Origin of the sequence: Clostridium sp. OS1-26, from assembly GCF_030915445.1 — a bacterium.
In the GTDB taxonomy this organism is placed as follows: Bacteria; Bacillota; Clostridia; order Clostridiales; family Clostridiaceae; genus Clostridium_AM.
The window spans coordinates 1,338,580-1,351,960 of sequence record NZ_CP133264.1 but is presented as its reverse complement, the minus strand read 5'-3'; the positions used below and the strand labels follow the sequence as shown (position 1 = coordinate 1,351,960).

Here is a 13,381-nt window from a genome sequence, read left to right as displayed (position 1 = left end):
ATGGGGTGAAAAAATGGTAGAAGAAAAAGTTAAAAATGATGTTGTTAATGTTGCACCTGTTGATGAACCAATGAGTTTAGGGAAAGCATGGATATTTTCAATACAGCACGTATTTGCAATGTGTGCTGGTGCTGTGGCAGTGCCAATAATTGTAGGAGGTGCTGCAGGGCTGTCACCAGCGGAAATAGTTTTTCTTATCAACGCTGGATTATTTATGGCTGGTATTGCAACATTAATCCAAAGTGCCGGAGTTAAGGGATACCTAGGAGCTAAGATACCAGTTATAGAAGGTACAAGTTTCGCAGCTGTAGCAGCTATGGCAGCTATAGCTGCTACCTACAAAGGAAACTCAACTTTAGCTATGACAACGATTTATGGAGCGGTAATTGCAGCTGGTTTAGTTGGAATTGTTTTAGCTCCATTATTCGGAAAATTAATAAGATTCTTTCCTAAGGTAGTTACTGGTACGGTTGTACTTACAATAGGTATATCTTTATTACCTACAGCTGTTAAGTGGATAACAAATAGTGCGGTAAAGCCTGCAGCTCCATCACAACTATATTTGGCTTTATCGGTTTTAGGAATAACATTATTACTATTTAAGTTCCTAAAGGGAATTTGGAATAGTGCGGCTATATTATTTGGGTTAGTTTTAGGAACAATACTTGCAGCTATGTTTGGAATGGTAGATTTTAAACCTGTTATGCAAGCTGGCTGGTTTAGTGTAAATATGCCTTTACATTTTGGAGCACCTAGATTTGATCCTTCAGCTATAATCTCCATTGGATTAGTTATGTTAGTGCTAATGACGGAATCTACAGGTAACATGATGGCTGTTCATGAAATGGTTGATAAGCCTGTAGAAGGAAAAAATATAACAAGAGGGCTTATGGCAGATAGTATTTCAACTCTTCTTGCAGGTATTTTTAACAGTTTCCCACAAACACCATTTGCACAAAATGTAGGTTTAGTTAGTCTTACAGGCATTAAGTCAAGATTCGTGGCTATATATGCTGGAGCGATACTACTAGTTTTAAGTTTTATTCCTAAGTTTGGTGCATTAATCGTGGCTATACCTAAGCCAGTATTAGGTGGGGTTGGATTTGCTATGTTTGGTATGGTCTTAGTTGGTGGTATAAGAACTCTAGGAAAAGTTCAATATGATGGAACTAAAAACGCAGTAATAGTTGCAGTTAGTATAGGACTTGCAATGATTCCAGTGGCAAATGATGGATTTTATCATAACTTTCCAAATTGGGTGCAAACAATTTTCCATAGTGGTATAACTACAGGAAGTTTGGCAGCAGTACTTTTAAATATATTCTTTAATGAGATAGGGAAAAAGGAAAACAAACAAGCTTAACCAGCAGTAGTAGATAATGATTTGGAAGGAGATTTTTCAATGGGTATAGTTCTTAAAGGTGGAAGGGTTATAACTGCAGCAGATAGTTATGAAGCAGATATAAAAATAGAAGGGGAAAAAATTGTTGCTATAGGAGATAACATAGAATGTGAAGGAGACAAGGTAGTTTCGGTAGCGGGCTGCTACCTCCTTCCAGGAGGTATAGATCCTCATACCCATTTTGATTTAGATGTTGGTTCTACTATTACTGCAGATGACTTTGAAAGTGGAACACGAGCTGCAATAGTCGGAGGAACAACTACTATAATCGATTTTGCAACTCAAAACAAAGGGGAAACTTTAAAAAAGGCATTACAAAATTGGAACGGAAAAGCGAAGGGGAAGTGTTATTGTGATTATGGCTTCCATATGGCAATAACTGATTGGAATGAAAGTATATGTAATGAAATGGGCGATATGATTAAAGAAGGTGTACCTTCTTTTAAGATGTACATGGCATACAAAAATACCTTGCAGGTAGATGATGGGTCTATCTTTAGGGCATTAAAAAAGAGCGGCGAAATAGGAGCTTTAATCGGATTTCATTGTGAAAATGGAGATGTAATAGATGTATTGGTGAATGAAGCTAAAAGTAAAGGGAACACATCACCAAAATATCATGCAGAAACTAGGCCGGCAGAGGCAGAAAAAGAAGCAGTATTTAGAGCAATACAGCTTGGGGAATTAGCAAGTGTACCTGTTTATATAGTACATTTAAGCTCAAAGGAAGCACTTAATATTGCTATGGAAGCAAGAAAAAGAGGAGCAGAGGTTTACGTGGAGACTTGCCCACAGTATTTATTATTAAATGACTCATATTATGATCCAAAAGGGGAAGATGAGTTTAGTGGAGCAAAATATGTGATGTCTCCTCCTCTAAGAAAATCTGATGATCAGAAGGCACTTTGGAAGGGTCTTAAATTCAATGAAATAGACACTGTAGCTACAGATCATTGTTCATTTAATTACAAAGGGCAGAAGGATATAGGCATTAAAGATTTTAGTAAAATACCAAATGGAGCTCCTGGAGTAGAAAATAGAATGGCGTTACTTTATACCTATGGAGTAGCTACTGGAGCAATAACTGAAAATCAGTGGGTATCATTGACATCGACAAATGCTGCAAAGTTATTTGGACTTTTCCCACAAAAAGGAACAATACAGGTAGGAAGCGATGCAGATATTGTTGTGTGGGATCCAGAATATAGAGGAGTAATAACTGCTGAAAATCAAACACAAAATGTTGACTATAATCCTTATGAAGGCTTTGATCAAAGGGGAAAAGTACTTCATGTATTTTTAAGGGGAGGACAAGTTGTTGTTAATTCAAATATAGTGTCAAAATCCCCTGATGGAATATACTTGCATAGAAAACCATTTTCCAAAAAATAATTAGGTAAGGCATCTGAAAGAAAATAATAAGACCCAAAATAGGTTGAAGATTTTTTGAAGATGCCTTTAATAGAGAGAGAGGAATTTAAAATGTTTGAAGTAAATGTAAATGGTAAGTGTCATAAATCTGAAATAGACATGCCATTAATGGATTTCCTACGTGACGAGTTAAAAATAACATCAGTAAAGAACGGATGTAAAGAAGGTGCTTGTGGAACTTGTACTGTCATTATTGATGGAAAAACAACTCGTGCCTGTGTACAAAAGCTTTCTAGATTAGAAGGAAAGAAGATACAAACTATAGAAGGATTTACAGAAAGAGAAAGAGAAGTATTTGTATATGCTTTTGCTGCTGCAGGAGCTGTACAATGTGGATTCTGTATTCCAGGTATGGTTATATGCGGTAAATGCTTAATTGATCAAAATCCAGATCCTACAAGAGAGGATATAAAACAGGCTATTCGTACTAATATTTGCCGTTGTACTGGATATGCTAAAATTGAAGAAGGTATTCTTTTAGCTGCAAAAATGTTAAGAGAAAACTTAGAAGTACCTGAATTAAAACAAACAGGTAAGGTTGGAGAAAGAACTTGCCGTGTAGATGCTCGTGCAAAAACTTTAGGAACAGCAAAATACGTGGATGATTATGAATTTGAGGGTATGCTTTACGGAAAGAATGTATTCAGTAAGTATGCTCGTGCAAAAGTATTATCTATCGATACAAGCAAAGCTCTTGAAATGCCAGGAGTTGTTGCTGTATATACAGCGAAAGATATTCCTGGAAAGAGATATATTGGTCACTTAGCACAAGACTGGCCAGGAATGATTGATATAGGAGAGGAAACTAAGTGCATTGGTGATACTATTGCAATGGTGGTTGCTGAAACAAAAGAACAGGTAGCGGCAGCTGTAAAGGCTGTTGAAGTAGAATACGAGGTATTGAAACCAGTAACTAGTCCACAAGAAGCTGCATCACCAGGTGCTCCACAAGTGCATGGAGAAGGTTTTATGCACTTTGGGAAGTTCAGAATTCCGGAAAACAATTTATTAGATCATGAAGAAGTAAAACGTGGGGATGCAGAAACTGCACTTGCGAATTCTAAATATGTAGTAGAAGGTACCTTCCATGTTCCACCAACTGAACATGCCTTTATGGAACCAGAAACTGCAATTGGATTGCCAGATGGAGATGGTATTAAGGTTATTACATCAGGACAAAGTGTTTATGATGAATATCATGAACTTAGTAATTATCTTGGACTTCCAATGGAAAAGATAAGAATTCAAAGTGCTGTTGTTGGCGGAGGATTCGGTGGTAAGGAAGATATGAGTGTTCAGCATCAAGCGGCACTTTGTGCTTATCTGACTAAGAGACCAGTAAAAGTATGGCTTAGCCGTCAGGAAAGTATAAACTATCATCCAAAACGTCATGCAATGGACATTTATGTTAAAATTGGTTGTGATGAAAATGGTATTTTCCAAGGAATGAAAGCTAGACTTACCTCTGATACAGGTGCATATGCTTCTCTTGGTGGTCCAGTGCTACAAAGAGCCTGCACTCATGCTGGTGGTCCTTACAATTATCAAAATATGGATATTGAAGGTAACGCTTACTATACTAACAACCCACCAGCTGGTGCATTCCGTGGTTTCGGAGTAACACAATCTGCTGCAGCGATAGAATGCCTCATCAACCAGCTGTCAGAAGAAGTTGGAATTTCTGGATGGGAAATTCGTTATCGCAATGCTATCAGACCAGGACAAGTACTGCCAAATGGACAGATAGCAGATGAAGGAACTGCCATGGCAGAAACTTTGGAAGCAGTAAAAGAAGATTTTGAAAAATATGAAACAGATCCAAATTATTATGTGGGAATTGCTTCTGCGATGAAGAACGCAGGTGTTGGAGTAGGTCTTTCTGATATTGGACGTTGTAACTTAAAAATAATTAATGGAAAAGTTCACGCTAGATCTTCTGCTGGTGCAATTGGACAAGGTGTACAAACTGTGTTAATGCAGATGGTATGTGAAACAACAGGATTGGCTCCAGATACAATTGTCGTTGAACATCCTGATACTAAGTATACACCTGACTCCGGTACTACAACAGCATCTCGTCAAACTACATTTGCTGGAGAAGCATCCCGTCAATCATCCTTGAAATTAAAAGCTGACTTAGATGCTGGGTATACATTAGCTAATTTGGAAGGCAAGGAATATATAGGAGAATTTAGTTTTGTAACAGATCCAATTGGTTCTGATAAACCTAATCCAGTAAGCCATATTGCCTATGGATATGCAACACAACTTGTCGTTATTGATGAAGAAGGAAAACTAGTAAAAGTTGTTGCGGCTCATGATGTTGGAAGAGCAATCAATCCTCTTTCTGCAGAAGGTCAGGTAGAAGGTGGAGTAGCTATGGCTCTTGGATATGGTTTAACAGAAGATTTCCCATTAAAGGATGGGGTTCCCCAAGCAAAGTTAGGTACCTTAGGCCTATTTAAGTCAATACAAATGCCGCCTGTTGAAACTCACTTTATCGAAAAGAATGACCCTAATGGCGTTGCATATGGAGCTAAGGGTCTTGGTGAAATTGTATGCTGTGTTGGTGCTCCAGCATGTCAAAATGCGTACTACAAAAAAGACGGTAAATTCAGATATAATTATCCTCTTGAAGATACTGCCTACAGAAAGAAAAAGTAGATATAATAACTTATATAAATAAAGGACATCTAAACATTGTAGATGTCCTTTATTGCATCTCAGAAATTGAAGATGTAATAAGTTAAAATTATATAGTAGCATTTCCACAACATGGTCTTTTAAAAGGTAACACGGTATCGCTTATAAAAGAGGCTATGAATATTGGTGTCAATGTAATGGGAGGACTAGATCCTGCTATTGCTTAGCTCATGTTTCTAGCGAAGAGGCTTTGATGATGGCTGAGGCTATAGGGTACTACCAACATCCTATAGCCTATTATTTATAAATCTTTCTTTCATCTTGACAAAATAGTTAAATAGTTATATTATGACTACAGTCGATGACCTCGGTCATAATACAATCATTCCATAAATATATTATAATTATATTTTGAATTCTAGAAAATTAGGGGTGAATTTTAATGAAGCTATCGTTGTTATTAAACCTTCAGCTTAGTTACTTGATATTAGGTATTCTATATAATATTCTAAGCTTTTACATGAAAGCTTATCGTGGTAGGGCATTGTCTTTTACATCTTCTTTAAGTGGAATAATTGCAATGCTTACTTACGGTTTATGTTTGACTACAGGTTTCTTACAATATCATAATGTATATAGGTTTCTTATGGGCATTTCAGTAATCATATTGGGTTATAGTGGCATAATAGTTCATATTTTAAACTACTCAAAGCCTAATTTATATTATTCAAGAAGAGCTTGGATTTTTGCTATATTAATAAACCTTTTTGGAGTAGTATTAAACTTAATTGCTACATTAGATAAGTATACCATCTAATAATAACTTAAAATGATTTAAAATTTCATTTTCTAAATCAAATTCACTTGAATGAATGCACCACTCAAATGTCATCCCCCTAATACTCATAATAAATTGCCTTGCTAAACTCTCAGCATCAATTGAAGTTCTGAACTCCCCTTCGTCTATTCCTTTTAAAATTATTCTTTTATAAATGGCAGGAAGGCTTCTATTGTAATTTAATATATCATCAGGATTAAGTTCTTGTAATAGCATAGCTTCATATACGTTTTTTATTAAACTATACCCTATATCATTTTTAAGGACATCACTAGTTTTCTTAGTTATCAAAATAAGCGTAGCTGAAGCTTTCATATCTTTAGGAATGCTCTGAAAATATTCTTCATAGTTTAAATCTAATGAGTTAATATATTCTGTTAATAAAGAGAATTTAGATTCATAATGTACATAAAATGCTCCTTTCGATATTCCAGCCATTTCCACTATAGAATTTACACTCACACCATCAATGCCATAGGTTCTAAAGAGCTCTAATGCACTATTGTAAATTTTATTTTTTGTTTCCATTGCTTTTAATTTTCTTGAACTTATTTTTTCTGACACCAAACTTTTCTCACTCCTAGTTGACAAAATAATTAAGAAATAATATACTTTTCTCATTAAGTGACCGCGGTCATTTGAGTTTATGATCATTTATAATACTATAACAATAATAAAATTTATTTACAAGGAGATTTATATTATGAATAGAGAACTTTCTCTAAGAATTAAATGTTTACAGCATGAAATCACAAAAAATAAGCTTGACGCATATATTCTTACAGCTCAAGATAGTTTATTATATTTTACTGGTATGGCTTACAAACCGGAAGAAAGAGCCTTTTATGATCGTTCCTGCAAAAGGAACACCAATATTTTTGTCACCTAAACTTGAAGAAAAACATTTAAGTAAAATTACTATTGAATGTGAGATAAAAGCATATTGGGAAGCTACTTCAGCAGAGGGAGAAAACTGGTATGATATTCTTGGTACTATAATTAAGCCTTTTAAAAGAGTTGGTGTTGAAAATACTATTGCATATAATATTCTAAATAAAGTAGTTGCAAATGAAATTATTCACTTGGATATAGTAGATGAAATGAGAAAAATTAAAACCCCATATGAGATTGAAATGATTCGTAATACATCAGAACTATCCGATTTAGGGATGAAAAAGATATTCGAAAACGCATATGTAGGTGCTTCTGTTTTAGAAATGTTCACACTGTCAGGATCAATTCAACGTGAATTAATACGGGAAAAAAACTTTGACCCAATTCTTACTTCTTTAACATCTGTGGTATGGCCATCACCTATGAGTTCAATGCCTCATAGCATACCTGGATTAGATGATAGATTAATCAAGGGTTCAAATATAGCAATGACATATTTTAAAGTAAATGGGTATGCCTCTGAATGCGAAAGAACATTTTTCTTAGGTGAGCCTAATAATCAAGACATACAACATTTCAATCATATGATGAATGCACGCAACATTGCATTAAATCTTGTAAAGCCAGGTACTAGATGCTCTGATATAGATATAGCTGCAAGGGAATACCTTATAAAAGAGGGATATGAAAATAATTTATTGCATAGGACAGGACATGGAATAGGTCTTAGCAATCATGAGACACCATTTATATCTATAGGGGATGATGAAATTCTTAAAGAAAGTATGGTTATAAGTATCGAACCTGGAATATATATTGACGGTGTTGGAGGATACAGGCATTCAGATACTGTTCTTATAACAAAGAATGGTTACGAACTTTTAACTAAATTCCCAACAGATATTAATTCAATGACTATAACTAATAAAAATATAATTTCTAAAATCAAAGGAAAATTTATAAGACAAGCACTAAAATTAAATTAACAAAAATCAAAAAATAAGCTAAAAACTAGCTAAATTTTAGATAAGACTTATTTAGCCAAAAAGCTATAATAGTATGCAGATAACATTAAAAAAACTATTTTAAAATAGTTTTTTTATTTTTAAATAGTTTAGGAGGTAAAAATGAATAATAAAATTGAGATAATTATAAAGCAATTTGTAGAACACTATTCAGAAATGAGAGATGTTCAAACTAAGTGGAAAGAACCTTTGGTAGCATATGCAGATGCAATGGATGAAATGTTTTATAATCTTAAAGATGTGGTAAGTCCTTCTCATGCACTGCCTAAAGATTTTTTACCAGAAGCCAAAACGGTAGTAGCATACTTTATACCTTTTGATGAAGCTGTAGTTAAAAGTAATATAGAAGGAAAAGAAAGTTCGAAAGTTTGGGCAAAAGCATATATAGAAACTAATCAACTAATATTAGATTTAAATACTTTTATTAAAAATGAATTACAAAAGTTAGGATATAAATCAAACATTATACCAGCAACACATAATTTTGATACTAAAAAATTAATTAGTGACTGGTCTCACAGACATGCTGCTTTTATCGCTGGGTTAGGAAAATTTGCATTAAACAATATGTTAATTACTGATAAAGGATGCTGTGGAAGGATTGGTAGTTTTATAACTGATTTAAAGATAGAACCTACTAAAAGAAAAAATAAAGAGAATTGTCTATATAAGCATATGAATGTATGCAAAAAATGTGTAGATAGATGTGTAAATAATGCTCTAAAAGTTGATTACTTTGACAGACATAAATGTTATGAAATGTGTTTATATAACGATAAAGTTCATTCAGATATTGGTTTGTCAGATGTTTGTGGTAAGTGCTTAGTTGACGTTCCTTGTTCTACAACTGACCCAGTAAAACTAAATAAATAGTTCTGTTAATAAACACCATTCATATACTTACATGGATCAAGGACTTACTTTAGTAAGTCCTACTTTATTAAGCCTATATCAATGATAATTACTACAGTTGCATCATACTAAACTTGAAATCTTATAATGCTGATAATAAAAAGTTTACGTTATTTATGGTAAGGTTCTCCATTAATTATTCTAAATCCTCTGTAAATCTGCTCTAACAAAATAACTCTCATAAGCTGATGTGGAAAGGTCATCTTAGAAAAACAAAGACTAAAGTCTGCCCTATCTAAAACAGCTTTAGAGAGTCCAAGAGAGCCGCCTATTACAAAAGCTATATTACTATTGCCTTTAATACCAGATTCCTTTATAAAGCCTGCTAACTCCTCAGAGGAAAGCATCTTACCCTTAAGATCTAGCGTAATTACAAACATATTATCTCTCACATGCTTTAAGATATTTAAACCTTCTTTTTCTTTTATTAAAAGTTCTTCCTTCTCAGAGGCATTATCAGGAGTTTTTTCATCAGGAACCTCTAAAATCTCCAGTTTGCAATATCTTGATAGGCGTTTAGAGTATTCATCTATAGCTTGCTTTAAATATTTTTCTTTAAGTTTACCAACGCATATTATGGATATGTTCATATCAAATACCTCTCTAAAAATTTTTTATCCAATCACAGTAAATGTCAAAAAATCCCTACACAATAGTGTAAGGATTTAATTTAAAATTAAGTACTATTTTCCACAACAATTTTTGTATTTTTTGCCGCTTCCACATGGACAAGAATCGTTTCTTCCAACCTTGTTTTTATTTACAACAGTTTTTGAAGCAGCCCATTGCTGGCGAATTTCTTTTCTCTTTTCTGGTGAGAATATAGATTCCCATTGTGGAAGACCATATAAATAGTCAGCTTTAGCATCTAACATATTAAAATATAATTTTTCAAAGTTAATTTTTACGGATATATCAGAATCTTCCTCTAAACTTTCAAGGTCAAGAGCTTCTTCAAGACTATCATTTATTCCATCTAGGAATCCCATGAAGAAGATTGTTGTAGTTTCATATCTGCTCGCTAAGTCCTTTATTGAACCGCTTACAGTATCTTTATGTTCAGCTAAGATTCTTGTATAAATATGTTTTTCAATTGAGCCATATTCTTTCCAGAATTCAGCCTCTCCTCTAGTTTTAACAAAATCTATGACCATATCTGTCCAATTTTTATACAAACTCATAGTTATTCTCCTTTTGCAAATATATTACTAATTTTGAAAATATACCACTTGATTATTATAATAGAAATTATAACATTTTTCAATAATTTTTGATATTTATACTAATCAAGTTTATTTTATTTATGTCAATACATATTTAGCTGTATCATTGCAATAGCTACATTGCTGATTTTCACATTTTTCTAAGTTAGGAAAGGTTTCATTCTCTACTAAAAAGTCATCAAATGCTATATCTACATGATTTTCACAACAATATTTAATTTCTTTTGGCATTTTGGATGTCATCCTTTCCTATTGGTTTTGATAAATCAAAGTGTTCTCCCCAAATACCTGTATCTTTATTTTCTACTAAAATCTTAACTTTTTCAACAGATGGAATTTGGGAAAGTGACCAAATTATGCTTTTCAAGCAAGCTTCTTCTTTTGAAGAAGTCATAGAAATATTTGCTTCCTTACTAAAATTTACAAAGGCAATGTTGTCTTTAATGGAAAAACTTAGAACCCTTGTATCCTTAGGCAAAACAGGATTTAGCTTGCTACTTACTGATGGCCCTTTTATAATTTCTCCAAGTATGGTTTCCCCAAGAATTTCATATCGTTTTAGAACTCTTTCTTCTTTCGCAAGTTCAGAAGTATTAGCATCTTTAGAAGAATCAAAGTAAATATTTAAGTCTAAAGTGTTTTCTTTTTCTTTAGACAAAACTATTTTCTTCTCTTTCTCCTTATTATTTAGACTTGTCTTATCCTTCTTTTCACATCCAGTTAGACCCAATAAAGAAACTACCAATATAGAGCAAGTGAAAACGCTAAAACCTTTTTTCATATCCTCACCCATTTCATTTAAAATTCTATATAATTACTTGGCATATCTCTCTTTGCCATAGATAAACTTAAATCCTTATCTAGCTTAATTCCAGCAGAGTTTAAGACATTTAGCACAGTTTGATAGGCTAGTTCAGGATAGTTATTGGTTTTACTCAAGTGTCCTAATATTATCTTTTTAAATTTATTATTTGTAATATCTACAATAGCTTTTCCGCAGTCTTCGTTAGATAAATGTCCAATATCGCTTAAAATTCTCCTTTTCAAGCTATAGGGATATGGACCAAACTTAAGCATTTCTACATCATGATTACTCTCAAGCAATACTATATCTGCATCCTTTAAGGCAGTGTTTACCTCATCGGAAAAAAAGCCTAAGTCTGTTGCTATGCAAACTTTTTTATCTTTATATTGCAAAGCGTATCCAGAAGGAGCTGCAGCATCATGAGAAATTTTATAGCTTAATATGTCCATGTCTTTAACACTAACGTGGCTACTATCTATTACATTAATATTATGTTCTTTTATTTTTCCTATAGTTCCCGACATAGCTTCCCAAGTAGGAGAATTCGCATATATCGGAATATCATATTTCCTTGACAACACTCCAACGCCTTTTGTGTGATCTATATGTTCATGAGTAACAAATATAGCATCGATATCCTTAGCATTATGCCCAATGTTTAATAAGGCATTTTCAATACTCTTTCCAGGAAGCCCTGCATCTATGAGTACTTTAGCTTTATCAGAAGATACAAATAAGCTATTTCCGCTACTACCACTGTATAAAGAGCAAAAAATCATAATAATTCTCCTATTCTAAGGTTAAGACTATTCAGCACAGGAAACCCTTATTATGTCAGCTCCTAATGCGTGGAATTTTTCCTCTATATTAGGGTATCCTCTATCAATATGTTCAATGCTTACTACCTCAGTAGCACCTTCTGCTATAAGACCAGCTATAACCATAGCTGCACCAGCTCTTAGGTCAGTTGCCTTTACAATAGCGCCTGTGAGTTTGTCAGCACCATCTATTATAGCAGATCTACCTTCAACCTTTATATTTGCGCCCATTTTCTTCAATTCATCTGCATGTTTAAATCTACTTTCCCAAATGCTTTCGTTAATTATACTTCTACCTTGAGCTATTGTTAGAAGTGTGCTCATTGGTTGCTGTACATCTGTTGGAAAGCCAGGATAAGGTTGAGTTTTTATGTTTACCCCTTTAAGGTTGCCATTAGATTTTACAGTAATACAATCACCATCTTCCGTCACTTCTGCACCCATTTCTATAAGCTTTGCAGATATGGACTCAAGATGTTTTGGTATAACGTTTTGTATAGTAACTTCTCCTCCACAAGCAGCAGCAGCTATCATATAAGTACCAGCTTCTATCTGATCAGGTATTACGCTATAGGAACAGCCCTTTAAAGACTCTACGCCTACAACTCTTATAACATCTGTACCAGCACCTTTGATATTAGCGCCCATGCTATTTAAAAAGTTTGCAACATCTACTACATGAGGCTCTTTTGCAACGTTCTCTAAGGTTGTTACCCCCTCAGCAAAAGTTGCCGCTAACATAACATTTATAGTTGCACCAACACTAACTACATCAAAAAATATATTTGTTCCTATTAATCTGTCAGCTTCGGCAGTTACACATCCGTGTTTAATTTCTACCTTTGCACCTAAGGCTTCAAAACCTTTGATGTGTTGATCTATAGGTCTAACCCCAATAGGGCATCCCCCTGGAAGTTCTACGACAGCTTTTTTAAATCTGCCTAAAAGTGCTCCTATTAAATAATAGGAAGCTCTCATTTTTCTCACATCTTCTGTATTTGCTATAACACTGTTTATCTTTGAACTATCTATAGAAACAGAATTTTTGTCTCTAACTAATGTACATCCAAGACTTTCATTTATTCTTTCAATACAATGAACATCTTCAATATCAGGTATATTATCTATATTACAAACACCTTCACTCGCCATTATAGCAGCAGGAAGTATCGCTACAGCAGCATTTTTCGCACCATTTATTTCTATACAACCATAAAGAGGTTTTCCACCGTTAATTACCAATTTATCCATTCCCGCATCCATCCTTATCATCATTAATAATTTATATAAATACATAAAACTTAAATTCAAATTGTTACACAAATTTTATTATAACATAATTCTATAATATTTTAACATTATTTTTAGAAAAGTGAATAGGAGGTTAATG

The 13,381-nt window shown here is 33.7% G+C and carries 14 protein-coding genes; 7 read left to right on the top strand and 7 right to left on the bottom strand.

What is annotated here, in order from left to right; translation table 11 throughout:
- Nucleotides 1-13: 13 nt before the first annotated feature.
- The 4 genes from RCG18_RS06710 to RCG18_RS06695 all read left to right on the top strand — a co-directional run bounded on the left by RCG18_RS06710 (nucleotide 14) and on the right by RCG18_RS06695 (nucleotide 6,293).
- On the top strand, nucleotides 14-1,363 hold the full coding sequence (locus RCG18_RS06710; RefSeq protein WP_308040579.1) for a nucleobase:cation symporter-2 family protein: 1,350 nt from the start codon (nucleotides 14-16) through the stop codon (nucleotides 1,361-1,363).
- Between the two features lie 39 nt (nucleotides 1,364-1,402).
- On the top strand, nucleotides 1,403-2,794 hold the full coding sequence (gene hydA / locus RCG18_RS06705; protein WP_308040578.1) for a dihydropyrimidinase: 1,392 nt from the start codon (nucleotides 1,403-1,405) through the stop codon (nucleotides 2,792-2,794).
- Nucleotides 2,795-2,884: 90 nt separating this feature from the next.
- A complete protein-coding gene (gene xdh / locus RCG18_RS06700; protein ID WP_308040577.1) occupies nucleotides 2,885-5,497 on the top strand; it encodes a selenium-dependent xanthine dehydrogenase in 2,613 nt (870 codons plus the stop codon).
- 421 nt (nucleotides 5,498-5,918) lie between these two features.
- Nucleotides 5,919-6,293 (top strand): hypothetical protein, encoded by a 375-nt coding sequence (locus RCG18_RS06695; RefSeq protein WP_308040576.1) that lies wholly within the window; start codon nucleotides 5,919-5,921, stop codon nucleotides 6,291-6,293.
- Here RCG18_RS06695 and RCG18_RS06690 read toward each other — a convergent pair.
- Nucleotides 6,273-6,878, bottom strand: coding sequence for a TetR/AcrR family transcriptional regulator (locus tag RCG18_RS06690; RefSeq protein WP_308041973.1), 606 nt, complete (start codon nucleotides 6,876-6,878; stop codon nucleotides 6,273-6,275). The two genes, RCG18_RS06695 and RCG18_RS06690, sit on opposite strands and share 21 nt — an antisense overlap.
- Before the next feature lie 139 nt (nucleotides 6,879-7,017).
- On the opposite strand from RCG18_RS06690, the gene RCG18_RS06685 reads away from it, so the two are divergent.
- From RCG18_RS06685 to RCG18_RS06675, 3 genes are all read left to right on the top strand, one after another.
- Entirely contained in the window at nucleotides 7,018-7,203 is a 186-nt protein-coding gene (locus RCG18_RS06685; protein WP_308040575.1) for an aminopeptidase P family N-terminal domain-containing protein, read from the top strand.
- Nucleotides 7,160-8,194, top strand: coding sequence for a Xaa-Pro peptidase family protein (locus RCG18_RS06680; protein WP_308040574.1), 1,035 nt, complete (start codon nucleotides 7,160-7,162; stop codon nucleotides 8,192-8,194). Before RCG18_RS06685 ends, RCG18_RS06680 begins: the two co-directional genes overlap by 44 nt.
- Before the next feature lie 141 nt (nucleotides 8,195-8,335).
- A complete protein-coding gene (locus tag RCG18_RS06675; protein WP_308040573.1) occupies nucleotides 8,336-9,106 on the top strand; it encodes an epoxyqueuosine reductase in 771 nt (256 codons plus the stop codon).
- Between the two features lie 149 nt (nucleotides 9,107-9,255).
- Here the strand turns inward: RCG18_RS06675 and rlmH are convergent, their stop codons facing one another.
- The 6 genes from rlmH to RCG18_RS06645 all read right to left on the bottom strand — a co-directional run bounded on the left by rlmH (nucleotide 9,256) and on the right by RCG18_RS06645 (nucleotide 13,242).
- Complete coding sequence (gene rlmH, locus RCG18_RS06670; RefSeq protein ID WP_308040572.1) at nucleotides 9,256-9,735, bottom strand: 23S rRNA (pseudouridine(1915)-N(3))-methyltransferase RlmH; 480 nt, start codon at nucleotides 9,733-9,735, stop codon at nucleotides 9,256-9,258.
- Between the two features lie 93 nt (nucleotides 9,736-9,828).
- Entirely contained in the window at nucleotides 9,829-10,326 is a 498-nt protein-coding gene (locus tag RCG18_RS06665) for an SEC-C metal-binding domain-containing protein (RefSeq protein ID WP_308040571.1), read from the bottom strand.
- A gap of 120 nt (nucleotides 10,327-10,446) precedes the next feature.
- Nucleotides 10,447-10,599 (bottom strand): CxxH/CxxC protein, encoded by a 153-nt coding sequence (locus RCG18_RS06660; protein WP_308040570.1) that lies wholly within the window; start codon nucleotides 10,597-10,599, stop codon nucleotides 10,447-10,449.
- Nucleotides 10,583-11,149: a GerMN domain-containing protein gene (locus tag RCG18_RS06655; RefSeq protein ID WP_308041972.1), complete on the bottom strand. Its 567-nt coding sequence runs from the start codon at nucleotides 11,147-11,149 to the stop codon at nucleotides 10,583-10,585. The genes RCG18_RS06660 and RCG18_RS06655 overlap by 17 nt, the downstream gene beginning before the upstream one ends.
- A gap of 17 nt (nucleotides 11,150-11,166) precedes the next feature.
- Nucleotides 11,167-11,952 (bottom strand): MBL fold metallo-hydrolase, encoded by a 786-nt coding sequence (locus RCG18_RS06650; RefSeq protein WP_308040569.1) that lies wholly within the window; start codon nucleotides 11,950-11,952, stop codon nucleotides 11,167-11,169.
- 27 nt (nucleotides 11,953-11,979) lie between these two features.
- Nucleotides 11,980-13,242 carry a UDP-N-acetylglucosamine 1-carboxyvinyltransferase gene (locus RCG18_RS06645; protein ID WP_308040568.1) on the bottom strand — a complete coding sequence of 421 codons (1,263 nt, stop codon included), beginning with the start codon at nucleotides 13,240-13,242 and terminating at the stop codon, nucleotides 11,980-11,982.
- Nucleotides 13,243-13,381 lie beyond the last annotated feature (139 nt).

Excerpts from the sequence above, each read along its gene's own strand:
- RCG18_RS06645 (WP_308040568.1), bottom strand. The coding sequence starts at position 13,242 with ATGGATAAATTGGTAATTAACGGTGGAAAACCTCTTTATGGTTGTATA.
- xdh (WP_308040577.1), top strand. The coding sequence starts at position 2,885 with ATGTTTGAAGTAAATGTAAATGGTAAGTGTCATAAATCTGAAATAGAC.
- RCG18_RS06680 (WP_308040574.1), top strand. The coding sequence starts at position 7,160 with ATGATCGTTCCTGCAAAAGGAACACCAATATTTTTGTCACCTAAACTT.
- hydA (WP_308040578.1), top strand. The coding sequence starts at position 1,403 with ATGGGTATAGTTCTTAAAGGTGGAAGGGTTATAACTGCAGCAGATAGT.
- RCG18_RS06660 (WP_308040570.1), bottom strand. The coding sequence starts at position 10,599 with ATGCCAAAAGAAATTAAATATTGTTGTGAAAATCATGTAGATATAGCA.
- RCG18_RS06650 (WP_308040569.1), bottom strand. The coding sequence starts at position 11,952 with ATGATTTTTTGCTCTTTATACAGTGGTAGTAGCGGAAATAGCTTATTT.
- rlmH (WP_308040572.1), bottom strand. The coding sequence starts at position 9,735 with ATGAACATATCCATAATATGCGTTGGTAAACTTAAAGAAAAATATTTA.
- RCG18_RS06710 (WP_308040579.1), top strand. The coding sequence starts at position 14 with ATGGTAGAAGAAAAAGTTAAAAATGATGTTGTTAATGTTGCACCTGTT.
- RCG18_RS06685 (WP_308040575.1), top strand. The coding sequence starts at position 7,018 with ATGAATAGAGAACTTTCTCTAAGAATTAAATGTTTACAGCATGAAATC.
- RCG18_RS06675 (WP_308040573.1), top strand. The coding sequence starts at position 8,336 with ATGAATAATAAAATTGAGATAATTATAAAGCAATTTGTAGAACACTAT.
- RCG18_RS06695 (WP_308040576.1), top strand. The coding sequence starts at position 5,919 with ATGAAGCTATCGTTGTTATTAAACCTTCAGCTTAGTTACTTGATATTA.
- RCG18_RS06655 (WP_308041972.1), bottom strand. The coding sequence starts at position 11,149 with ATGAAAAAAGGTTTTAGCGTTTTCACTTGCTCTATATTGGTAGTTTCT.
- RCG18_RS06665 (WP_308040571.1), bottom strand. The coding sequence starts at position 10,326 with ATGAGTTTGTATAAAAATTGGACAGATATGGTCATAGATTTTGTTAAA.